The organism is Longicatena sp. 210702-DFI.1.196, assembly GCF_020563125.1.
Classification (GTDB): Bacteria; Bacillota_I; Bacilli_A; order Erysipelotrichales; family Erysipelotrichaceae; genus Longicatena; species Longicatena caecimuris.
In genome coordinates, this window is sequence record NZ_JAJCPX010000030.1 from 15,989 (window position 1) to 35,843 (window position 19,855).

A 19,855-nucleotide genomic window follows, 5' to 3' on the forward strand; every position below is an offset into this window, starting at 1 on the left:
CTTCCTCTGCATTTAGGGTGCTGGGCTGTTCCGGTTCGGAAATTAGTTGTAAATCAGCTCTTTCAGTATGATCTCCTCCGCTGCGTTCTGAAGGTTGTTCATCAGCCCTACCCACTTCATCGGGTCGCGCTCCTTCAGCTCCTCCGTCACGCCGTTCTCTTTGGCCATCTGTGTCACCATCTGCTCCATCTGGCGCTGGGCCGTCTGCTCGATCTCCGCCAGATGGCTGGAGAGCTGCCCGCTGGTCAACAGGTTCGTGTAGGTGATCCTGCGGTGTTCTTTCAGAAACTTCTTCCGAAGCAATGCGTATTTCCCAGAGGGAGCCTCCGGCTCCTGCGGGGGCAGAAGGTTCGGCAGGTTGTAGTCGCCCTGTCTCGTGTATGTGATCCCGTTCATTCTCAAAACTCCTTTCTGACGGCTGGTTTCTCTGTTCAGTTACAGCATACTGGATTTGCGGCTGGCCTGCAAATGTGCGATTCTCTTTTTGGGGCTGTCTTTGCAGGGCGAGGACGGTGCGGGAAATCTCGGAAAGGCACATCTGGGAGATGTCGCCGGTGGCCACGCCCAGGGCGTTGAGGGTTTCCGGCGTGTTAAAATTCAGCACATCCCGGAAATCCTCATCCTCAAAGGTTCCGGCAGGGTCAAGGCCGCAGCGCACCATGAGCATATATCCAATGCTGTTTTCCAGGGCCTTGCGGTACAGGACTTCCACGTTGTATTCGTCCAATTCCTCTAAAAAGCTGCCTTCCGTAACGGTTTTCAGTTCGGAGAGGTAGTCCTGGATGTTATCCTCCACTGCGTTTTTCGCCGCAGAGAGCAGGGCCGCGCCCAAATCCTCCTTATGCTCCAGCTCGCCAAAGCTGTTCTCCAGCGTTTCGATGATTTCCGGTTCATATTCCGGCCTCACAGCCCAAAGAGGGATGGACTGGGGGAAGTTCCCCTCATGGGTGTCGGAAATGTCAAAGTAATATTTCAGCCGGGGCCTGCCCGTATGCTCGCCGTCAAAAACAGCAATGCCATTCGCGCCCCGGTTTACCCAGCGCCCAAACCGTTTATTCCATCGCTCGATCTCCAGGACGGCGGTGGCGTCCGGGCGCTGGGCATAGACAAGCAACTGCTCATCAAAGGAAAGACGGTAGTTGCGGCAGGCTGAGGCAAGAAATGCCTGCCACTGTGCCGGAGCTGTCACACTTCGCTGGGTTTCATGGTACAGCTCCGTCAATGCTTTGTATCGTATCGCCATCGGTTGCACCTCCTTTTTTGTTATTCTTTTTCTGTGTTTTTCAGCTCCGCGCTGTAATCTCGATCCGGGTCATACTGCCTGCAAAGGGTAAGCAGAAGCAGCCAGATGGTTTCTCCGGCTTCGCTGGGGTACAGCCGCAGATCCACGCAGGACGCTCCATATCCATCTGTAAAAGGCGTTCCGTAGGCCATACATTTGGAGAACAGCCGTTGTGCCATCTGGCGGTATTCCTCATACGGATTGTTTTGGGCGTGTTCACGCAGAAGCGTAAGCAGAAGATTAAACCATGTGGTGTGTGTTTCCAGTTTTACGGGCGGCAGATTTGCCATTTTTCTCACCTACCTTTCCAATGACGCAGCTTTGCGCTGTCGGGATTTGACTGGTTGACCCTGCTCATCGTAGTTTTTGGGGTCTGCGGCAGGGGTCTGCCATCCGAACATGGAGCCGGCCAGCATGGCGGCCTCCTGCGCTTTGGTGACACCGTTTTTCACATTGCAGTCATCCGCGAACTCCCGATTCTGTCTGGCGTCGGGGGTTGAAAAATCATAGCAGGGGCTGTATCCATTTTCACCCCTGGTTAGGAGAATCAGTTCCCCGGATGAAGGAAGTACGCTGAAGCATTGTGCAGGCAGAGAGGAGCGTAGGGGAATGACGGTGCTGCCGTTTCGTTCCATCATCTCAGCGAATTGATAGACATGACAGAGGTTATCCCATCCACCGCCAATCTCCATATGGCACTCGTCAATATACCGGCAGCTTCGGTCAACATGACTGCCATCGGAACGCTGAATACGGATGTGGTCGCCGTCTGGAATACGGAACAGCTCCCTGCCGCTGGAAGCCATAAATCGAATGCCTTCTTGGGCCTTCTCTATGTGGTGTTCTAAAAACCGGGCAACGTAGGCGTAGAGGTAAAAGTTATAATCTCCATAGTTGAGATTACACCGCAGCATATAGGTGTGCTGGGACGTTTGCACCTTAAAACCATACTCGGTGCAGTAGTTCCCCTCAAATTCAGCCTCTGGATGTTGACAGCAGAACCTGTTCATGCTGGCCCGGCTACAAAGCAGCCCATCCTTTTCCCGCAAGGCGTTGACCACTTCGTCAAACTCCGCCTTGAACTCACCGTCCTTATATTCCTTTCGGCGGTCGAACCAGGAAGTATAAAACTCTTGCCCAGCGCCAAAATCCCCGCGCAGATAGCCGATACAGCCCGTTTGACCCTCGATCTGACTGCTCTGGCTGTATGCGTACAGCCGTTCCTCCGGGGTCATGCTGGTAATTTGAAACTTCATCATCGTTCACGCTCCTTGTGTTTTGCAGTTTTTGAGTGGGGAGTCCGCGCCTTTTCCGCCCTCATCTTTTCCCGTGCCTGCCAGTATTCCGGGTGGAAGGTTTGCAGGCTGTCGTTAATCACAGCCTCGTATTCCCCAGGGGCAAAATACTCGTTGACAGGCGCTTGATACAGCCCTCTGTCCATCAGCTCCCGCAAAGCCACCGGCGCGGCGCAGTCCTCCTCAAAGCAAAGGTAGCCGCGCTCCATAAAGCCGCAGGTCTTGGCCTCCTTGCAAAGCACCTTGTCCGCAAGCTCCCGGCTGACCATAACCCCGCCATGGCCTGCGGTGCTGACGGAATAAGCGCCGGGGCAAAGGGTGTGGCAGGTCTGGATTTCTCCCCAGGGGGAATCGGCGGGTTCCAGCTCCATCTTGTTGGGATCAATGCCGCGCTGCTCCAGATATTGAACCTCCTCATGCGCCCGCGCTACCAAATCCTTTTGCGCGTCAAACAGGCTGCTGAAATAGTGGCCCCAGTAGTAATCCGTCCGGTCTTTGCATTTCCAGGTAACGAATTGCTGAGGCGCTGTCAAATGGACGCCCAATACAAACTCGCTTTCGCCCACATGGCAGGAATCCGTTATGACATATCCTGCATTTTCTCTGTAATCCATCATCGTTCACGCTCCTTATTGGTTTTCTTTTGAGCCTGTTCCTGCTGGATGGCAGTAAGCCCATGCCTGGCCCAGCCGGGAAGGTTTTCCGGCTCCATCGTTCCCATCACATCCATGCGCTCATACCGGCTCTCTTTGCCGGTATAGAGATCAATGCAAAAACAGGCGGTGCCCCGGCTGTGGGGAGAAGCGCCAAAGCCGCCCGTGCAGAGCTTGAGTTGATGGGTTGCCCTGCGGTATTCCCGGCGCAGCACATCCGGCTTTACCACCACGATTTTTCCATGCAGATCATCCTCACCGGAAAGAGGGGTGCAGCTCTCCGCTGTGATAAGGCGGTCGTTTATGCCCTGTATGCGGGGCTTGTTCAGTTCTATGCGGGTTTTCTGCGCTTGCTCGGCAACCCGCCGGCCGAACAGCTCTGCAATCTCTGGGAAATCATCACTTGCCATCACTTCGCTGTATTCTGCAAACAAAGCATTTTGACGGCAAAAGGCGCACATATACTTCATGCCGGTTTCATCCCGTGGATTTTCCCCCAGAACAATCTCCCGGTCGCCTATATGCAGCCCTTGGATGATCTCATAATCACCGGCCATGCGTTTTTCCTGTAAATCATCGTTCATCTCTTTGCCTCCGTTTCGCTCAAAATAAACGCCTTGATTTCCTTTACACTGGCGAAATCCCGTTCATCCCCTGTGAGGTAGCGCACCGCCTCCTGCCATTGAGAGAACGGATAGGCATTTTCCTCCATCCGGCGTAGGTCGGACAGCGCCATCCGGCGCAGGAACGGTGCAAGATTGAGGTCGGAAATGTAGCAGCCGCGCCGGGCCGCCAGGACGTCCAATATATGCAGCTCGCTCATGGGCGCACCTCCATCCCTCCCGCCTCTTTCAGAAGCTCCTCCACCAGCCTGCCGCTGCGGATTTTGTTGCGGTCGGCCAGCACCTTGTTCTGGACGCACAGCACCGCCCGGATGTTGGGGACGGTAATGCCGGGGATCTCCACCATCTCCTCCGGGGTGACGGTGAGAAGCTGCACCGGGGAATAGCCCGCCTGGGCGAAAATGCGGAACAGCCGCTGTTCAAATGGTTCTTTCATCTGCCATCAAGCTCCTTTCCAGTTCTTTTTTGGGTATGTAAGAGGGGCGGCCCCGTATGGCCGCCCCTGTGGCTTCTGCTATTTCTTCCGGCTTCTGATTTTAAGGAAGATCAGCCCGCCGATGATGAAAAGAACAAGCCCGATGGCAATGATTGCTTTTAATTCCATGATGATTTCCTCCTGACACAAATTCAAACCGCCTTATTCAGCGGATTTGTTACCCTTTTTTCTCTTGTTCACATATCCCAGAATACCCAGCGTGGCAGCGCCCGCAGCGGACACGCCCATGAGGGCCATCCAAAGCCACGGCTTGCTGTCATCGCCGGTTTTCGGTGTGTCGCGCAGTTCATTGTGCATTTGCGCCACAGTGGTCTTATCCGCCAGGATTGTCACCGTCTTATCCGCAGGCAGCACATAGCTGGCGCTGGCCCCGTCCGACACCTCGGACACGGTGTAATCGCCTACGCGCAGGCCCTCGATGTGGATTTCACCGTTTTTATCGGTTTTGAAGGTCTGGTCGTAACCGTTCGCGCCCGTCACGCGGAAGGAGAAGCCCTCCACCTTGCCGTCGCTGGATGTCTTTTCAATCCGCAGGGAGCCGGTCTGGGCCGCGTTGACAAAGCCTTTTCCGGCCTCGTTCTCTACCTCGTAGATTTTGCCGTGTTCGGCGATCTCCACATAGTAGGCGTTTTCATCCAGCAGGAAGCCCTCCGGCGCTTTGGTTTCCTTTACGAACACGCCGCCGTAGAGGATATGGGCCATCTCATAAATGCCGGTGCTGGTTTCCTCCATCTTGCCCAGCAGTTCGTCGCCCTCGTCCAGCTCCTTATTTCCATTGGTATCGCGGTACACCTCGAACTCGGCCCCGGTGAGCTTGTTGTCCGGGTAGTCCTTATCCACTTTCGTGAGCCGCAGGTTGCCGTAAATGCGCTCGTTGGCAAGGGAGATTTCCACTACCTGCCCATCTTCCTCCACAGTGACGGGGATGACCTCATCAGAGAGAATGAAGCCTGCCGGGCTTTCCAGCTCTTTTAATACCCAATCCCCAAAAGGCACATCCGCGAAAGAGAAGCTGCCGTCCTCCGCAGAGGTGGCGGTGGCAAGGGCGTTTTCTGCGGTAAACTCGGTTTCATCGCTCTGAAAGAGACCGATCACAGCCCTGGAAAGGCCCGTGCCATTCTCATCGGTTTTGAGGCCCCGGATTTCACCGCGGATCAGCTCATTGGAAACAGCCTCGCCATTGTTGGCGGCAATCTCCACCACGGCCAGGGAAGGCCCGCCGTATTCAAAGCTGAACGGGAAGGTTTCACCATTCAGCAGGTAATGGCTGTCGGTGGACAGCTCCTTCAGATAGAAGCTGCCAAAAGGCAGGTCGGTCTTGCACATGGCCTGGCCGTTCTCATCCACAGAAACGATTTCCAGAAGCCCGTCTGCCGGGATGATGGAGCCGTCCGCTGCGGTGATGTCCTCCTGGGCATAGAGGCCAAAGGTAACAGCGGTGATTTCGCCATTCATGCCAATACCAAAGGTTTCATCCTGCTCCAGTACCTTGTCAAGCGTCACAAGGGCTTTCTGGCGCTGGTTGTAGAAGCTGGCAGAAGTTTCGGTGATTTCGACTTCCTGGCCTGCATACACAAGCTCCACCTCGGTGATATTCTCGCCGGTGTCCGCCATGCCGTGGGGGAACTCGATTTCTTTCACCTGGAATTTGCCCAGGTAGAGAGGCTGGCTCTGGGCCGTCCCGTCCTCCCCGGTGGTGATGGTGTCCACCACTTCGCCCGCAGAATAGCGCAGGGTGCCGTCCGGCGTGTAGACGTCCTCCAAAGCTGTGATCTCAAACACCGCGCCCGGCAGGCCGGTCACTTCGTACACCGGCTGATAAACGCCCTCGTTTTCCTGCACGGATGAGAATACTTCGCCGGTTTTGCTGACCTTGATAACGCCTTTCTGGGCCATGTTGGACTTGGTGACTTCGATGACTGTCACGCCGCCCTCCTCGGTAGAATTGTCCTCGGTCACATCAAAATACACAGGGGTGCTGTCCAGCACATAGCCATAGGGGGCCTGCACCTCCACCAGCGAATAGCCGGAGCCATACTCCAGCTTTTCCGGGGTGACAAGATAGCCCTCGGCATTGGTGTAAAAGGTATCAATCGTGGTGGGCGTCGGATAGGTGAAGGTCATTTCCACCTTGCTGCCATCCGGGCGGTAAATCTGGAAGCCTGCGCCCGCATAGGGGATGGTGACGCCGGTTTCCGCGTCCACCTTGACTACTTTTATATAGCTTTCAAAGGCTGCATTGTTGATGAGATAGCGGTAGGTCTGCCCGTCCTGGGAGATATACACCTCAAAATCATCCATCAGCTCCCGGCCCTCCCAGCCTTTGGTCTGATGGACGATATACGTTCCATAGGGCAGCTTTTTCGACTGCGCAAAGCCATTCTCATCACAAACAAGAACATCGCGCTCGGAGTCCTTTGCCGCGTCATAGCTGCCCGCAGCTTTCAGATAGATTTGGAACTCTGCGCCTTCCTCCGGGGTTTCAATTCCTGTTTCGCCATCGTCCGTGTGTTTGATGATGGCAATATCCCCCTTGATGATCTGCTCTGTCACATCATTGGCGGTATCATTCAGCTCAATGGTGTATAGCTCCGGCTCCGCGCCCACATGGTGGATGGTGGAATCCACAAGGTAGCCCTCGCTGGGATTGATTTCACGGATCGTCCAGTCGGAGTCGCAGACATAATAGCCGGTGGTGAACTGACCATTCTCGTCGGTCGTAAAGCTGTCGATGAGGGTATCGCCCTTATACAGCCCGTAGGTCGCTCCGGCAAGGGAGCCGTCGCCCTGGGGCGTTCCTGTTTCCACATCGCTCTTGGTGACGGTGACACGGAACTTTTTGAGGATATTGTTCACGGTTTTATCCGTGACCTCATTCCATTCGATGGTAGCTGTCTGGGCCTCCGGCACCACATAGCGGATGGGGGTATCCACCTCCTCCAGCACATAGCCCGTGCCGATCAGCACGTTTTCAAACCTTGCCACTCCTGTGGAATCCGTCACCGCGTACTCATCCACCGGCAGGCCGGAGAGGGATGTGCCGGACAAGTGGAAGGTCATGCCCTCCGCCAAACCGTCCTCGCTGGTTTTGGTAACTTCCAAACTGCCACGCTTGAGAACATTGTTAAAGGTCACGGTAGCCGTCTGGCCGCTGACGATGGTGACGCGCTGGGTGGCCTGGGGTTCATATTTGTCAATGGACTGCTCGGTTACGGTGTAAACGCCGGGATTGAGGTCGGTAATGTCGATTTCACCTGCGGCATTGGTGGTTTTGGTGGCGTTATATCCCTCGCCGGTGATGGTAAAGGAAATCCCCTCCACCTTGCCGTCCTCGGAAGTTTTGATTAACTTCATATTGCCGGTTTTCACTTCCAGATTAAGGTAGCCTACCATCTGGTCGGAAACCGTCGTGCCGTAGGTGGCAAAGTCCTGGGTGCCGCCCCCGGTCACGCCGTCCGTCCAAACCACCACGCCGCTGCGCTGGGCGCTGATCTTTTCCGCTTTCACGGTTACAGAGCCTTTGAGGGCCTGGCTGGATGTGATGGTGAGCTGGCTGCCGTCTACGGAGAAATTCAGCCCTGCGGTGCTGCTGCTAAAGGTATAGTCCCCCAGTACACCGTTGGTATCTGTAAGTGTGGCAGAATACTTTTCTCCATCCCATTTCAGCTCATAGGCTCCCGCGTCGGCGGTGCTGCTGAAAAAGCTGGGCAGCATGGTATGGCGCTTCACCGCGCTTTCAATCGCGGAATACTGGCTGAAAATCTGGCTGCGCAGGGGATGTTCCGCGCTGATATATTCCGTTACATTGTTTTTCCCCTGGGCGTTGGCGTCCACATGGTTGAACTGGCTGTCACGCTCGCCCACGATGGTTTCCCAGACTAAAAGCTGGGTGGCGATATATCCGGCCATCTGGTTCGCATGATCGGGGTTGCTGCTCATCCATGAGGTGCTGGCGTTGCCCTGCCACCCATAGGTCATAATGCGCCCGATATACTCTTTGATGGTGTTGGGTGGAATCGTCGGATTGAGGCTTGAGGGGTAGTTATCCCAGAAATCCTCGCCGCGCCCCGTATATTGGTCGCCGGAATGGACGCCGATTCCAGGCTCGATACAGTAGATAGCGCGCCCGTTGTATGCGTCCTGGGTGTGGACGGAAAAGTGGGTGCCTGCGCTGGTTGACCATCCGCCCAGAAAGTTGAGGGCCGGATGGCCCCAGCCTGCTTTATTGGGGTCGTTTGCACGGGGAATATCCACCATATACGTCGTCATGGTTTCTCCTGCGGCAAACGCCGTAACACCTGTCCCCGCAAACATACCCAGGCACATGAACAGCGCCATGAGCAGGGAGAGAGGCTTTTTCAGTGTTTTCATCTTGTTACCTCCTTGAAATGGCCGCAAAAAAAGCACATCGCTTTGGATGTGCTGCTTACGGCTGGATTCGTTTACGTTCTAAAAAAGAGAGGCGCGCCCGAATCGCTGCCTCTTATCCGCCCTTCCACACAACCCCACACGTCTGTTGAAAAGAAGCCTGCCAGGGCTTTCTATCATCTAAGGCTCTGGATATATCTTCTTTTTTAGGCTGTTTAGGTTGTCTGGAAGGGGTGAGGTGTGGAGAGGGGAAACCTGCAAAGCCAGGCGTTTTCCTGCAAATGGGCGCACTTCTCCCTTGTGAGTAAGGTTATCGCTCTAAACTGCGTTGGCGTTTTCGATACAGCTCCAGCGCCTTGATGATGGTATCCTCAATCTTCTGCGCGGGCGTCCCCGGCGCAAAATATTTGTTGATCCGCTCCTTTGGGATTTTGAATTGTTCTTTCTGATTGGGCTTTTCCTCCTTCATAATGGAAACAAGCGCGTCCTTGGCTAATCGTTCCCCGCCTGTCTTGGCTTCGGACATCTGACGCATTTTGATGGCCTGGGCGTGGGACGGGGTACAGTCCAGTTCGTCCATGATTGCAAACAAGTCGGCCTGTTCCTCTTTTCGCAGGTAGGACAGCTCCACCGCAGGCCGCAGGGCGATTTGCAGCGTTTCCGGGTCTTTCAACACCGAATTGTCCACCAATTCCAGAATTTCCGGGATGAGATTGGTGAGGCGGATAAAACGAAACACTTGATCTCTACTTTCACCACTTTGTCGTCCGAGTTGCGCCGCTGTATCTAACTTTGTCGCCACTGGCGATAAAGTTAAATCCGTCCTCTGTCCCTGCCTTTTCATCGCGTCCAGCTTCATTTTGTAGGCGAACGCCTTTTCTGAGGGCAGGATTTGTTCCCTTTGCAGGTTGGAATCCACCATAATGATCGTGGCTTCATCGTCGGTGAGCTGCCGCACGATACAGGGGATTTCTGTGAGGTTTGCCAGCTCCGCCGCCTTTTTCCTGCGGTGTCCGGCCACCATCTCATAACCGCCGTCCGGTTTGGGCCGCACTAAAGCTGGCACCAAAACGCCGTACTGCTTCACGCTCTCCGTCATTTCCTGCATGGCAGCGTCCATCCGCACCTTAAATGGATGATTAGGAAAATCGCTGATTTCCGAGGGATTGAGGTTGATGACTTTTTCCAGGCGCGCCTCCGCCCGGCTTTCTTCGGTGCTGAACAGGTCATCGGCTGAGGGAAGATTGAAGTTTAGCGCGTTGTTTTTCGCCATCTGCCAGCACCTCCTTTGAAAACTCTGCGTAAGCCTGGGCCACCTTGCTGCCTTTGTCATAGGCGTAAATACTCTTGCCTGCGGCGCTGATTTCTGCGGCTTTGATTGCCACGGGGATTTCGGAACGATAGATTTTCAGAACGCTCCCGTAGCTCTGCCGCAGGGTATCCGCCGTCTGGCGGGCCAGATTGGTGCGTCCGTCCACCAGGGTGAGCAGCACTCCGTCCACCTTTAAGGCCGGGTTGATCTGACGCTTCACCTTGCCTATGGTTTTGATAAGCTGGGTCATGCCCTTTGCGGGGAGATAGTGGGCCTGGACGGGGATAATCACGCTGTCCGCTGCTGCCAGAGCGTTAATGGTAATCATACCCAGGGACGGCATACAGTCGATCAACACCACATCGTAGTTTTTCTTTGCCTCATTGACATAGGTGCGCAAAGTGACCTCCCGGCTCATGGCGTTTACCAGACTGACTTCCAGCTCCGACAATTCGATGTTGGCAGGCATAAGGTCTACGCCCTCGCTGTGGTGCAAAATGCCCTCATCCGTGGTGAATGGCTCATCACGGATGATTTTTCCCATGACGGTGGCAAGGGTGGTCTGCAAGCTGTCCTGATCTTGCCAGCCCAGGCAGGTGGTGAGGTCGCCCTGTGGGTCTGCGTCGATGAGCAGCACCTTTTTCCCCAGACGTGCAAGTCCAATGCCCAGGTTGACCGTCGTGGTCGTTTTGCCTGTGCCGCCTTTCTGATTGGCTAATGCGATCACACGGCCATTCTTCGGGCGGCTTCTTTGTTCCGGCATTTTCATGTCCTCCTTTTCCATAGATTTAGCCGCCCGTTGGCAAGACGGACGGCTATGTACGCGGGAAATCTGAAAGACGGGCATGAAAAAAGGCCGTCTTATCTAACAGCAGATAAAACGGCCCTTTTCGGACGGGGATATGTAGTTTTTATACTTTCTTCACCGGGGCGCACATTACCTTGAGCAAAAGTTCGTCGATACAGCCGGTGTCTCGGTTTTCTTTCAGCATGGCGTTGCGCAGGTTGTTAAGGCTCTGGATCACAATGCGGTTCTCTGTGGGGGTAAGATATATTTTAAGTTTCCGCTTTTTCATTTGACACGCCTCCTTTGTGCCTCCATTGTATAGAAAGGGGAGCATTTTTACAAATGTGCGAATACTTTGCAACTTGAATCATAGAAAAAATCTTATGTAAAAGACAGAATAAACTGTATTCGGTTTAGTCAAACCTTGACAAACCCGGCCAAACCTTCCAAAAGAAAATCCAGGAATAACAGACCGTAAAAGCTGGCTGTCACAGGGGAGAAAATCCCTCTCAAAAACGGCCCGATTTCGGCTCCCAGTTGCCCCATTTTTTAATCATAACGGGGTCAAAAATGCCTGTTGCCCCATTTTTAATCAAGAAAAATGAGGTCAAAACCGTTCAAATCCGAACAAAATTAGAGAAACAAAATCAGCGTTTCGAGAATAGAAAAAGCCCGGAAAACCGCATGGTTCCGGGCTTTTTGAACATTTTTGAATTGGTTTGTCGGGCCTGTTATCTCTTAGAGAACTGAGGCGCGCGACGAGCTGCCTTGAGACCGTATTTCTTACGTTCCTTAGCACGAGGGTCACGAGTAACAAATCCAGCTGCTTTCAATGCAGGACGATAATCAGCACTTGCTTCCATTAAAGCACGAGTGATACCATGACGCATAGCGCCAGCCTGACCTGTGTATCCTCCACCCTGAACGTTGATCTTGATATCAAACTGTTCTAAAGTTTCTGTTAATTCTAATGGTGAACGAACAACCATACGCAAAGTTTCTAATGGTAAATATTCTTCCAATGTTTTTCCATTGACAACAATATTACCTTTACCCGGAGTCATAAAGACACGAGCAACAGAAGTTTTACGGCGTCCTGTACCATTGTAAGTTACTGTATTTTTCTTAGCTGCCATTTCTTATTCCTCCTATCCTTTGATTTTCAACTCAACTGGCTGCTGAGCTGTGTGTGGGTGTTCTGCTCCAGTATAAACGAACAGATGTCTACGCATTCTGTCACCTAACTTCGTATGAGGCAACATACCATAAACAGATCTTTCAACCCATTCAACAGTATAGTTTTCCTTCATGTTACGTGCAGTACGTGTACGCAATCCTCCAGCGTAACCAGAGTGGTTGTAGTATTTCTTAGTGTCCAGTTTGTTTCCTGTCATTTCGATCTTATCCGCATTGATAATGATAACGAAATCTCCGCAGTCAACGTTTGGTGTGTAAGTAGGTTTATGTTTTCCTCTTAACACAGATGCTACTTCTGTAGATAAACGACCTAAAGTCAATCCTGTTCCGTCAACAACGTACCATGTACGTTTAACGTCTGCAGGTTTAGTAAATGTTGTTTGGCGCATATTTTTACTTCCTTTCCTATGTAGTTTCCGGGGCTACAAAGGCATAAGTGCCTATTTAATAGTTTATTATCAATCCCTCAAGAAGTCAATAAAAATCTTTTGAAATTCATAAAAAATAAACACTTTATCCTTTAAACTTTCCAAATTCTATCGTATCAGTTATATTTAACCCTAAATCCCGCAATCTTTTTATACCTTCAACACGATATGTATCCGTTTTTAAAGCCGATGGTTCATGAGCATCTACACCAATAATGGCTGTATTGCCAATCTCGGCAGCGATTCGCCAGAAATCCTTATGCGGATACTGCTCCGTCTTCATAATTGCATTATACTCAGCACCTGCCAAATTATACTCCAATGGGATTCCTAATTCCTTAGCCGCTATACATAAACGATACGATTCTTCTACCGCTTTATGATCAAACACCCGTTTTCCTCGCATGAATAAATCTGGATGTGCTAAATAAGCATACAGGCCTGTTTTCATACCGGCTATTGCCTCATCCACATAAAGTTTTAAATAGGTGTCATCCTCACAAGCAGTTCCAAAATAAATACGTTTTTCATCCGTCTTATAATAATGATTTCCAAATATAATATAATCCATATCATAATTCACTAGCAGTGTCTTCAACCATCCCATATATTCAGGGAAATATTCACATTCCAGACCAATGCGAATTGCTATCTGATTCTTATATTTCACTTGCAGTTTTTTAATGCTGTTATAATAATCATCAAACTGACTTGCACGCATTCGCATATGTGCCACATAGTCACTCTTATATTGCCAAGGTGAATGATCAGAAAAACCAATTTCTTCATATCCACCTTCGATAGCTGCAAGCACATAATCTTCATCACTGCCGGAAGCATGCATACAACGTTTCGTATGCATATGATAGTTTGTTTTACGCATATAACCTCCTCCTTTCATCTTTATAAATTTCCATGGTAACTATACCATATTCAAGTAAAAAATGGTATGCGAAAAGCCTTCTTTTCCTAACAATAATCTGCTATTTCTTTCCATGATTTTTTATGGTACGCATCAGCTTCTCTGTTTTCTTTCACCTCTTTTAATAATGATACCTTTATTATCATCCATACTAGTTTACTTATACGCCATAGATGCTCTCAAAAAATAAAAAGAACAAAATGGGGGATATCCTTATAACACTGGCATAGTCCCTAATTCTGTTCCTCATCATCTGCATAATCCACACGAACAAGGTATAATCCCTGTGGGACTGCCTTGTAACGACAGGCATGCTTATCTTTCGCTTCTAACATCTTTTTTATATCAGCTTTTGTAATGCGATGTTTACCAGCTTCTATTAATGTTTGGGATAACATGCGTACCATGTAACGAAGGAAACCGTTTCCTTCGAAAATCATATGTACATGATCCTTTTCCTGTAACACCTCTAAACGAGTAATGGTTTTTACACGCGGTTTTCGCGGATCAATCTTATTACTGGTAAAGCTGGTAAAATCGTGAGTTCCTATCAATACAGTAGCGCATTCCTGCATATAAGCTACATCAAGCTTATGTGCATCCTTTGCCATATAATTTTCCTTAAAAGGATTTAAAATATCATTACTAATCAAATAATCATATCGTTTTCCAATGGCATCAAAACGGGCATGAAACGCTTCAGTAACCTGTTTTACGGACTGTATCCGGATATCTTTAGGTAATAGAGAATTCAATGCTTTTATCCAATGCTTCTCTTGTATCTTCATCTCACTGTCAAAATGAAACACTTGAGCTATAGCATGTACACCGGCATCCGTTCGTCCGCTAGCCACGATTGCAACATCATGCTTGTGCATTTTCGCTAATGCTTGTTCAATAACTTCTTGTATAGAAGTAGTATTCAACTGTTTCTGCCAGCCGCCATAGGAACTGCCATCATAGCTGACAACTGCTTTATAGCGTGCCATAGAATTCCCCTTTCCTTACTCTTTTTCTATCTGAACCTCTCGTAATAACCTTTATACCATTACCGCTTAAATATTATCTTAAACGCCTTTATCTTTACAATATGGATAAATGCACTATTACCAATCTTTAGCTTATGTGCTTAACCTTAAGCACTCTCTTTGACATTTCCTTAAAAGAAGCCAAGATCTGTCATACTTAATACAATCATTCCCACCAGAATTAACACACTTAACAACAATAAAGCTACATCCTTCCCATGCATCTTTAACTGTTTATAACGGGTACGTGGGCGACTAGGAATATATCCTCTGGCCTCCATTGCATATGCCAATTCTTCTGCTCTTTGAAAAGCAGAAACAAATAGAGGTACGATCAACGATAAAATGGCTTTCACCTTTTCCATCAGTTTCCCATTTTCCATATCCACACCACGTGATGCCTGTGCTTTCATGATACGCTGAGTTTCTTCAATCAGCGTTGGGATAAAACGCAATGCAATAGAAATCATCATCGCAATATCATGGGCAGGAACTCCAATCACTTTGAATGGTTTTAATAAATCCTCAATGCCTAAGGTTAGTTCTAAAGGCTTGGTGGTTGCTGTTAAAATCGTTGTGATCATGATCATCAATGCCAATCGTATCACGATGTACAGCGTCTGTGTCAAAGCATCTGTATAAATGTTCCAGCTGCCAATGGTAATGAGCACATCCCCACTGCGTACAACAAGCAGATTAATGATAAGTAGAAAGCTTAACATAAAAAGCATTGGTTTCATGGCTCTCCATAAGAAACTAAGCTTTAATTTCGCTAACAACGCAGTTAGTACTACCGCTATGCCGATAATGATATAACCGGTATAACCGGCCGGTATAAAGATTGCTACCATCATTAAGAGCATTGCCCCAATTTTTGCTCTGGGGTCCATGTTATGTATGATAGACGTTAATGGAAGGTATCTACCCAAAGCAATATTATTCATGGGATTTCACCTCTTTCGCTACTGCCTGTGCCAATTCATCTAAATCAAGAATGGAAGAAGCTATATGAAAACCTTGCGCAATCAGTTCTTCTCGTAAGCGTATGATGGCTGGCGGATTGATGCGCAGTTCTTTTAATAATGCAACCGAACGGAAGAATTCTTTTACATCGCATTGCTTTTCAATCTGACCATCCTTAACCACGATGACCTCATCACAGTAATGCAATACATGCTCCATATCGTGGGTAACGATTAAAACCGTCTTATGAAATTCACGATTCATGCGTAAAAACAGTTCCATCATATCTTTTGCTCCTTGCGGATCAAGTCCGGCTGTTGGCTCATCCAACACCAACACACCGGGGTCCATAGCCAAGATACCGGCAATCGCAATACGGCGTTTTTGGCCACCGGATAAATCAAAAGGAGACCGCTCTAAATAGCTTTCATCTAAGCCGACGACGTTGATGACCTTTTTTACAACTTCCAATGCCTCCTCTTCGCTTGCTCCAAAGTTCTTAGGACCGAAAGCAATATCCTTGGCAATCGTTTCTTCAAATAGCTGATATTCCGGAAACTGGAAGACCAGGCCTACCTGTTTACGCAACGCCTTTAAATTTTTTGGTTTTTCCTTAGCGACAATGTTCTTACCTAATACCTCTAATTCTCCTTCACTAGGCAACAACAATGCATTCAGATGCTGTACAAGGGTTGTTTTACCACTGCCTGTTTCACCAATCACAGCAGTAACCTTACCTTCGGGAATATTTAAATTGATATTTTTTAAAGCGGCATAGGAAAAAGGAGAACCTTCATTATAGGTGTGTGCTACATTTTTGAACGTAATTGACATACTTCCTCAACCGCCCTTTCTAGTGTGGTACATGGCGCAATTTCGATATGCGCCTTCTTTAATGCATTTGTGAACTTCAAGGCAAATGGAATATCCAGTTGTAATGCTATCAACTGTTCTTCCTTCAATAAGATGTCATCCGGTAATCCTTGCATGACAACATGTCCGCCATCCATAACAATAACATGATCTGACTTTGCTACCTCTTCGATATCATGCGTAATCGAAATGATCGTAATACTGCTTTCTTTATGTATTTCCTGGATCAGCTCATTAATTTCTGCTTTCCCTTGTGGATCTAGCATGCTTGTAGATTCATCGAAGATGATGATTTCCGGTGTCATTGCTAAAACGCCGGCGATAGCCACACGCTGTTTCTGCCCACCGGAAAGCTTTGTCGGCTCACTTTGCATATACTTGCTCATGCCGACTTTTTGCGCATAGCGATCGATAATCTCCTGCATATATTCGCTGGCTACCTGATGATTCTCCAAACCAAACGCGATATCATCGGCAACCGTAGCGCCGATAAACTGATTGTCCGGATTCTGAAAGACGATACCAACCTTATCGCGTATATCGTATAGCGTATCCATAGTCAGCTCTTCACCATCCACATAGATATGTCCCTGATCTTTATCCAGCAAACCAATCAATAACTTTGCTATCGTACTTTTGCCACTGCCATTATGTCCGATAATTGTTGTATAGCTGCCTTCTTCAATCGCAAAGGACACTGCCTCAACGGCATTGCGCTCCTTGTCATAAGAGAAGGTTAGATCTTCTACTCGTATCTTTTCCATATCATCACCTCAAAGTTTAGCCCATTTATTATACAACGAAAGCAGAATGAACACAATAAATTACGCCTGTATTTGTAGATGTGTCAAGACATATGACGTGATAGCGTTCTCATATGGAAACATAAATTTGAATCCAGCAATTCCATTATGCAGATGGAACGCTTTTTCACACGTATCCTCATCTTCTTCATGCTGATGGCACTAGGCTTCGCAAGCACTTTGAGCTAGTTCATAGCAGTCATCAAAGAAAAAAAGTGAAGAATTTTCGCCTTCACTTTCCATATCCTTTACTCCTGTTTTATTGGAAATTGCAGTTCCGTAAGCCATTGTGCACTCGTATCTTTATTCCAAACACCATCGATATACACCTCACGAGGCTCTCCTGCGGCCATATAGCCATGCTCTTCCATGTAAGCAATCAATGCTTGATAGGCATAAGGCAACGTTTCATAACTACCTTTATGAAGGACACAAACCGCTTGCTCCACCTCCGATAATTCGACAAAATGCAAATCTTGCATATCATCCTGCATCGCAGTAACCGCCTGAAATATTTCTGCATCAACCTTATTTGCTTTATATCCTCCATCATGGTAACAAGTAAAGCAATAATCTGGTTCTGCACATATACAACCGGCTTTTTCCATTGCCTCTCCCATTTTTGGCATATAGGTAAATAAATCTTGATAACTATCTAATTGTACACGCATGGATGCACATTTCACCTTAGGCAAGGATTTTATAATGGGATGATAAGCAGATACCGTATCCTCTTTGGCCAGATAACCTTCAATGGCAGCTATTTTCTGTGTCAAATCACTCACAGACTGCAGTAACTTACTTTTCTTCATCAATAACATTCCTGTTTCGTTAGCACCACTTAATATTTGTTGAATTTCATCCAAACGAAAACCAATTTGACGTAAAACGAGAATACGATGTAAGATTGGCAATTGACTAGAACTGTAATAGCGATATCCGTTATGCTCATCCACATATGCAGGCTTCAATAAGCCAATCTCATCATAATGACGCAATGCTTTAATCGTAATCTTATTCATTTGCGCAAACATTCCAATACGGTAATAGTAAGGTACCTCTTTTTCTGTACAATGGTAATTCTGTTCCATCTGCATCCTCCTTTTGTTAATCCCAGCGGAATAATCGAATTGCTATTTGATAGCCGAGTATGCCAATTAGTAATAGTATGCCAACCGCCAGTAGTGTTTGTTCATTCCATATCCCCATAGAAACATCCTTTAATACATGAATTCCTTGCGTTAGGGGCAATACATCCGCAATGTGTTGCAACGGTGAAGGAAACAATTCATATGGAATGGTTGCTCCGGATAAAAATAACATAGGGAAATAGACAACACTGCAAATGATATTCGTAACCTTTAGCGAAGGTGATAGACCAGCAATGATCATTCCTATGCCATACATCGAAAATAACACGAAAACGTAAGCTCCTAGAAATAAGAAGGGATTTCCTTCCATATGATAATCAAAAAATAGTATGGCGCATAAGCTTATCATACAGGCTGATACGATTGCCGTCAATGCGGCGATAAGTGTTTCCACTAATAATAACACGCGCGGACTTACCGGTGTCACAAAAAAATGTTTTAAGATTTTTTTATCACGATAATCGCTGAACGTCATAGGAAGACCCATGAATGCTGTCGCACAGATACCAATGGTGATTAGAGAAGAAAATGCACTTTGCATAAAGGTATAGCCACTATTTCCTGCTTGTTGATCTTTCGCGATAAAACCAATCAAAAATAAGATTCCTACCGGCATGATCACACCAAAAATGATACCATCCGGACAGCGAAGAGCTAATTTCCCTTCTATTTTAAACAATGTCAAAAAGCGCTTCATAACTTAGTCACCTCCATATAGTGTAAATAAGCTTCTTCTAAACTGGCAAAACCTTTTGCAATATCTGCTACAGTTCCTTCCATAATAGCATTTCCCTGTTTCAATAATAAAATGCGATCACACAAATACGCTGCTTCTTCCATATAGTGTGTCGTTAACAAAATGGTCGTACCTTTTTCTTTCCATAACAAAAGACGATCCCAAACCGCTCTTCTTGCGGCTGCATCTAACCCTGTCGTAGCTTCATCTAAAAAAAGCATTTCCGGTTTTGGTAGCAATGCCAATAGGATAGATAACTTTTGGCGTTCTCCTTGTGATAAATGCGCTACAAAATGATGTGCAAACGGCGATAATTCAAACTGTTCCAATAGTTCATGGTAATCTGCAGGATCTTGATACAGTGATGCCATTTCTTCGCATAATTCCCTTACCCGAATATTGTTTTGATAACTTGATGCCTGCAGTTGTACTCCAATCCTTTCAAAGATTGTTTTATCTATGCTAGCACCATCTTTCTTTAAGAGCCTGATTTTTCCTTCATCAGGGTTTTGTAAACCAAGAAGCATTTCGATCGTTGTCGTTTTCCCCGCACCATTGTGTCCTAGAATACCGAAGATTTCACCTTTCTTCACCTCAAAAGACAATTGATTCACCGCAATTTGTGTTTGAAATCGCTTTGTCAGATGTTCCACTTGTATACATAATTCCATCATTCATACCTCCTTGTAAATCAAGGATATATCCTCCTGTTACAGGAGAGTCAAGCACTTTAATAAAACTATGAGAACCTTTATCGTACAATGAATAAAAAGATCTTTTGTTGATAAAATATTTACCTGTTTGCTGATCATCAAGAATAATCCATTTAATAAAAAAACTTAATCTTTCGCATCATGATTAAGCATAAGCGTCATCATATGGATAAATCGAGTAGGGTGAAATAAATCACCCTCTCACACCACCGTACGTACGGTTCC

At 47.8% G+C, this 19,855-nt stretch carries 23 protein-coding genes; 2 read left to right on the top strand and 21 right to left on the bottom strand.

What is annotated here, in order from left to right; genetic code table 11:
- Window positions 1-42 precede the first annotated feature (42 nt).
- Window positions 43-396: a TnpV protein gene (locus LI241_RS11725; RefSeq protein WP_202031247.1), complete on the bottom strand. Its 354-nt coding sequence runs from the start codon at window positions 394-396 to the stop codon at window positions 43-45.
- 100 nt (window positions 397-496) lie between these two features.
- Here LI241_RS11725 and LI241_RS11730 point away from each other — a divergent pair, with 100 nt between their 5' ends.
- Both LI241_RS11730 and LI241_RS11735 read left to right on the top strand, forming a co-directional pair.
- Window positions 497-736 carry a hypothetical protein gene (locus tag LI241_RS11730; RefSeq protein ID WP_227081942.1) on the top strand — a complete coding sequence of 80 codons (240 nt, stop codon included), beginning with the start codon at window positions 497-499 and terminating at the stop codon, window positions 734-736.
- A 207-nt stretch (window positions 737-943) separates the two neighbouring features.
- Window positions 944-1,153 (top strand): hypothetical protein, encoded by a 210-nt coding sequence (locus tag LI241_RS11735; RefSeq protein WP_202031248.1) that lies wholly within the window; start codon window positions 944-946, stop codon window positions 1,151-1,153.
- A gap of 110 nt (window positions 1,154-1,263) precedes the next feature.
- Here LI241_RS11735 and LI241_RS11740 read toward each other — a convergent pair whose 3' ends face one another.
- The 20 genes from LI241_RS11740 to LI241_RS11835 form a co-directional block, all read right to left on the bottom strand.
- A complete protein-coding gene (locus LI241_RS11740; RefSeq protein WP_008817046.1) occupies window positions 1,264-1,572 on the bottom strand; it encodes a hypothetical protein in 309 nt (102 codons plus the stop codon).
- A 9-nt stretch (window positions 1,573-1,581) separates the two neighbouring features.
- Window positions 1,582-2,541, bottom strand: coding sequence for a hypothetical protein (locus LI241_RS11745; RefSeq protein WP_008817047.1), 960 nt, complete (start codon window positions 2,539-2,541; stop codon window positions 1,582-1,584).
- Window positions 2,538-3,194: a hypothetical protein gene (locus tag LI241_RS11750; RefSeq protein WP_008817048.1), complete on the bottom strand. Its 657-nt coding sequence runs from the start codon at window positions 3,192-3,194 to the stop codon at window positions 2,538-2,540. The genes LI241_RS11745 and LI241_RS11750 overlap by 4 nt, the downstream gene beginning before the upstream one ends.
- Complete coding sequence (locus LI241_RS11755; protein WP_008817049.1) at window positions 3,191-3,814, bottom strand: hypothetical protein; 624 nt, start codon at window positions 3,812-3,814, stop codon at window positions 3,191-3,193. The genes LI241_RS11750 and LI241_RS11755 overlap by 4 nt, the downstream gene beginning before the upstream one ends.
- Complete coding sequence (locus LI241_RS11760; RefSeq protein ID WP_008817050.1) at window positions 3,811-4,053, bottom strand: hypothetical protein; 243 nt, start codon at window positions 4,051-4,053, stop codon at window positions 3,811-3,813. Before LI241_RS11760 ends, LI241_RS11755 begins: the two co-directional genes overlap by 4 nt.
- Window positions 4,050-4,289 (bottom strand): hypothetical protein, encoded by a 240-nt coding sequence (locus LI241_RS11765; RefSeq protein ID WP_008817051.1) that lies wholly within the window; start codon window positions 4,287-4,289, stop codon window positions 4,050-4,052. The genes LI241_RS11760 and LI241_RS11765 overlap by 4 nt, the downstream gene beginning before the upstream one ends.
- Before the next feature lie 201 nt (window positions 4,290-4,490).
- The gene (locus LI241_RS11770; RefSeq protein ID WP_008817052.1) at window positions 4,491-8,720 is read right to left on the bottom strand and encodes a SpaA isopeptide-forming pilin-related protein; all 4,230 of its coding nucleotides are present in this window, start codon (window positions 8,718-8,720) and stop codon (window positions 4,491-4,493) included.
- A gap of 307 nt (window positions 8,721-9,027) precedes the next feature.
- Window positions 9,028-9,990 (bottom strand): ParB/RepB/Spo0J family partition protein, encoded by a 963-nt coding sequence (locus LI241_RS11775; protein WP_022299208.1) that lies wholly within the window; start codon window positions 9,988-9,990, stop codon window positions 9,028-9,030.
- Window positions 9,944-10,792, bottom strand: a complete 849-nt coding sequence (locus LI241_RS11780; RefSeq protein WP_008817054.1) for a ParA family protein — start codon at window positions 10,790-10,792, stop codon at window positions 9,944-9,946. The genes LI241_RS11775 and LI241_RS11780 overlap by 47 nt, the downstream gene beginning before the upstream one ends.
- Before the next feature lie 148 nt (window positions 10,793-10,940).
- The gene (locus LI241_RS11785; RefSeq protein ID WP_008817055.1) at window positions 10,941-11,105 is read right to left on the bottom strand and encodes a hypothetical protein; all 165 of its coding nucleotides are present in this window, start codon (window positions 11,103-11,105) and stop codon (window positions 10,941-10,943) included.
- 442 nt (window positions 11,106-11,547) lie between these two features.
- On the bottom strand, window positions 11,548-11,952 hold the full coding sequence (gene rpsI, locus LI241_RS11790) for a 30S ribosomal protein S9 (protein WP_008690048.1): 405 nt from the start codon (window positions 11,950-11,952) through the stop codon (window positions 11,548-11,550).
- A gap of 12 nt (window positions 11,953-11,964) precedes the next feature.
- Entirely contained in the window at window positions 11,965-12,402 is a 438-nt protein-coding gene (gene rplM / locus LI241_RS11795) for a 50S ribosomal protein L13 (RefSeq protein WP_008690049.1), read from the bottom strand.
- Window positions 12,403-12,526: 124 nt separating this feature from the next.
- Window positions 12,527-13,324: a histidinol-phosphatase gene (locus LI241_RS11800; RefSeq protein WP_008690050.1), complete on the bottom strand. Its 798-nt coding sequence runs from the start codon at window positions 13,322-13,324 to the stop codon at window positions 12,527-12,529.
- Window positions 13,325-13,596: 272 nt separating this feature from the next.
- Window positions 13,597-14,352 (bottom strand): tRNA pseudouridine(38-40) synthase TruA, encoded by a 756-nt coding sequence (truA, locus tag LI241_RS11805; protein ID WP_008690051.1) that lies wholly within the window; start codon window positions 14,350-14,352, stop codon window positions 13,597-13,599.
- A 170-nt stretch (window positions 14,353-14,522) separates the two neighbouring features.
- Window positions 14,523-15,335 carry an energy-coupling factor transporter transmembrane protein EcfT gene (locus LI241_RS11810; protein ID WP_008690052.1) on the bottom strand — a complete coding sequence of 271 codons (813 nt, stop codon included), beginning with the start codon at window positions 15,333-15,335 and terminating at the stop codon, window positions 14,523-14,525.
- A complete protein-coding gene (locus LI241_RS11815; RefSeq protein ID WP_008690053.1) occupies window positions 15,328-16,188 on the bottom strand; it encodes an energy-coupling factor transporter ATPase in 861 nt (286 codons plus the stop codon). Before LI241_RS11815 ends, LI241_RS11810 begins: the two co-directional genes overlap by 8 nt.
- Window positions 16,164-16,991 carry an energy-coupling factor transporter ATPase gene (locus LI241_RS11820; protein WP_008690055.1) on the bottom strand — a complete coding sequence of 276 codons (828 nt, stop codon included), beginning with the start codon at window positions 16,989-16,991 and terminating at the stop codon, window positions 16,164-16,166. Before LI241_RS11820 ends, LI241_RS11815 begins: the two co-directional genes overlap by 25 nt.
- A 287-nt stretch (window positions 16,992-17,278) precedes the next feature.
- Window positions 17,279-18,121 (bottom strand): MerR family transcriptional regulator, encoded by an 843-nt coding sequence (locus LI241_RS11825; RefSeq protein ID WP_008690057.1) that lies wholly within the window; start codon window positions 18,119-18,121, stop codon window positions 17,279-17,281.
- A 16-nt stretch (window positions 18,122-18,137) separates the two neighbouring features.
- Window positions 18,138-18,878: an ABC transporter permease gene (locus LI241_RS11830; RefSeq protein WP_008690058.1), complete on the bottom strand. Its 741-nt coding sequence runs from the start codon at window positions 18,876-18,878 to the stop codon at window positions 18,138-18,140.
- Entirely contained in the window at window positions 18,875-19,591 is a 717-nt protein-coding gene (locus tag LI241_RS11835) for an ABC transporter ATP-binding protein (RefSeq protein ID WP_017144544.1), read from the bottom strand. The genes LI241_RS11830 and LI241_RS11835 overlap by 4 nt, the downstream gene beginning before the upstream one ends.
- Window positions 19,592-19,855: the final 264 nt, after the last annotated feature.

What these genes read in the sequence shown, in the direction of transcription:
- LI241_RS11725 (WP_202031247.1), bottom strand. Translation starts at nt 396, where the DNA reads ATGAACGGGATCACATACACGAGACAGGGCGACTACAACCTGCCGAAC.
- LI241_RS11735 (WP_202031248.1), top strand. Translation starts at nt 944, where the DNA reads ATGGGTGTCGGAAATGTCAAAGTAATATTTCAGCCGGGGCCTGCCCGT.
- LI241_RS11740 (WP_008817046.1), bottom strand. Translation starts at nt 1,572, where the DNA reads ATGGCAAATCTGCCGCCCGTAAAACTGGAAACACACACCACATGGTTT.
- LI241_RS11745 (WP_008817047.1), bottom strand. Translation starts at nt 2,541, where the DNA reads ATGATGAAGTTTCAAATTACCAGCATGACCCCGGAGGAACGGCTGTAC.
- LI241_RS11750 (WP_008817048.1), bottom strand. Translation starts at nt 3,194, where the DNA reads ATGATGGATTACAGAGAAAATGCAGGATATGTCATAACGGATTCCTGC.
- LI241_RS11755 (WP_008817049.1), bottom strand. Translation starts at nt 3,814, where the DNA reads ATGAACGATGATTTACAGGAAAAACGCATGGCCGGTGATTATGAGATC.
- LI241_RS11760 (WP_008817050.1), bottom strand. Translation starts at nt 4,053, where the DNA reads ATGAGCGAGCTGCATATATTGGACGTCCTGGCGGCCCGGCGCGGCTGC.
- LI241_RS11765 (WP_008817051.1), bottom strand. Translation starts at nt 4,289, where the DNA reads ATGAAAGAACCATTTGAACAGCGGCTGTTCCGCATTTTCGCCCAGGCG.
- LI241_RS11770 (WP_008817052.1), bottom strand. Translation starts at nt 8,720, where the DNA reads ATGAAAACACTGAAAAAGCCTCTCTCCCTGCTCATGGCGCTGTTCATG.
- LI241_RS11775 (WP_022299208.1), bottom strand. Translation starts at nt 9,990, where the DNA reads ATGGCGAAAAACAACGCGCTAAACTTCAATCTTCCCTCAGCCGATGAC.
- LI241_RS11780 (WP_008817054.1), bottom strand. Translation starts at nt 10,792, where the DNA reads ATGCCGGAACAAAGAAGCCGCCCGAAGAATGGCCGTGTGATCGCATTA.
- LI241_RS11785 (WP_008817055.1), bottom strand. Translation starts at nt 11,105, where the DNA reads ATGAAAAAGCGGAAACTTAAAATATATCTTACCCCCACAGAGAACCGC.
- rpsI (WP_008690048.1), bottom strand. Translation starts at nt 11,952, where the DNA reads ATGGCAGCTAAGAAAAATACAGTAACTTACAATGGTACAGGACGCCGT.
- rplM (WP_008690049.1), bottom strand. Translation starts at nt 12,402, where the DNA reads ATGCGCCAAACAACATTTACTAAACCTGCAGACGTTAAACGTACATGG.
- LI241_RS11800 (WP_008690050.1), bottom strand. Translation starts at nt 13,324, where the DNA reads ATGCGTAAAACAAACTATCATATGCATACGAAACGTTGTATGCATGCT.
- truA (WP_008690051.1), bottom strand. Translation starts at nt 14,352, where the DNA reads ATGGCACGCTATAAAGCAGTTGTCAGCTATGATGGCAGTTCCTATGGC.
- LI241_RS11810 (WP_008690052.1), bottom strand. Translation starts at nt 15,335, where the DNA reads ATGAATAATATTGCTTTGGGTAGATACCTTCCATTAACGTCTATCATA.
- LI241_RS11815 (WP_008690053.1), bottom strand. Translation starts at nt 16,188, where the DNA reads ATGTCAATTACGTTCAAAAATGTAGCACACACCTATAATGAAGGTTCT.
- LI241_RS11820 (WP_008690055.1), bottom strand. Translation starts at nt 16,991, where the DNA reads ATGGAAAAGATACGAGTAGAAGATCTAACCTTCTCTTATGACAAGGAG.
- LI241_RS11825 (WP_008690057.1), bottom strand. Translation starts at nt 18,121, where the DNA reads ATGGAACAGAATTACCATTGTACAGAAAAAGAGGTACCTTACTATTAC.
- LI241_RS11830 (WP_008690058.1), bottom strand. Translation starts at nt 18,878, where the DNA reads ATGAAGCGCTTTTTGACATTGTTTAAAATAGAAGGGAAATTAGCTCTT.
- LI241_RS11835 (WP_017144544.1), bottom strand. Translation starts at nt 19,591, where the DNA reads ATGATGGAATTATGTATACAAGTGGAACATCTGACAAAGCGATTTCAA.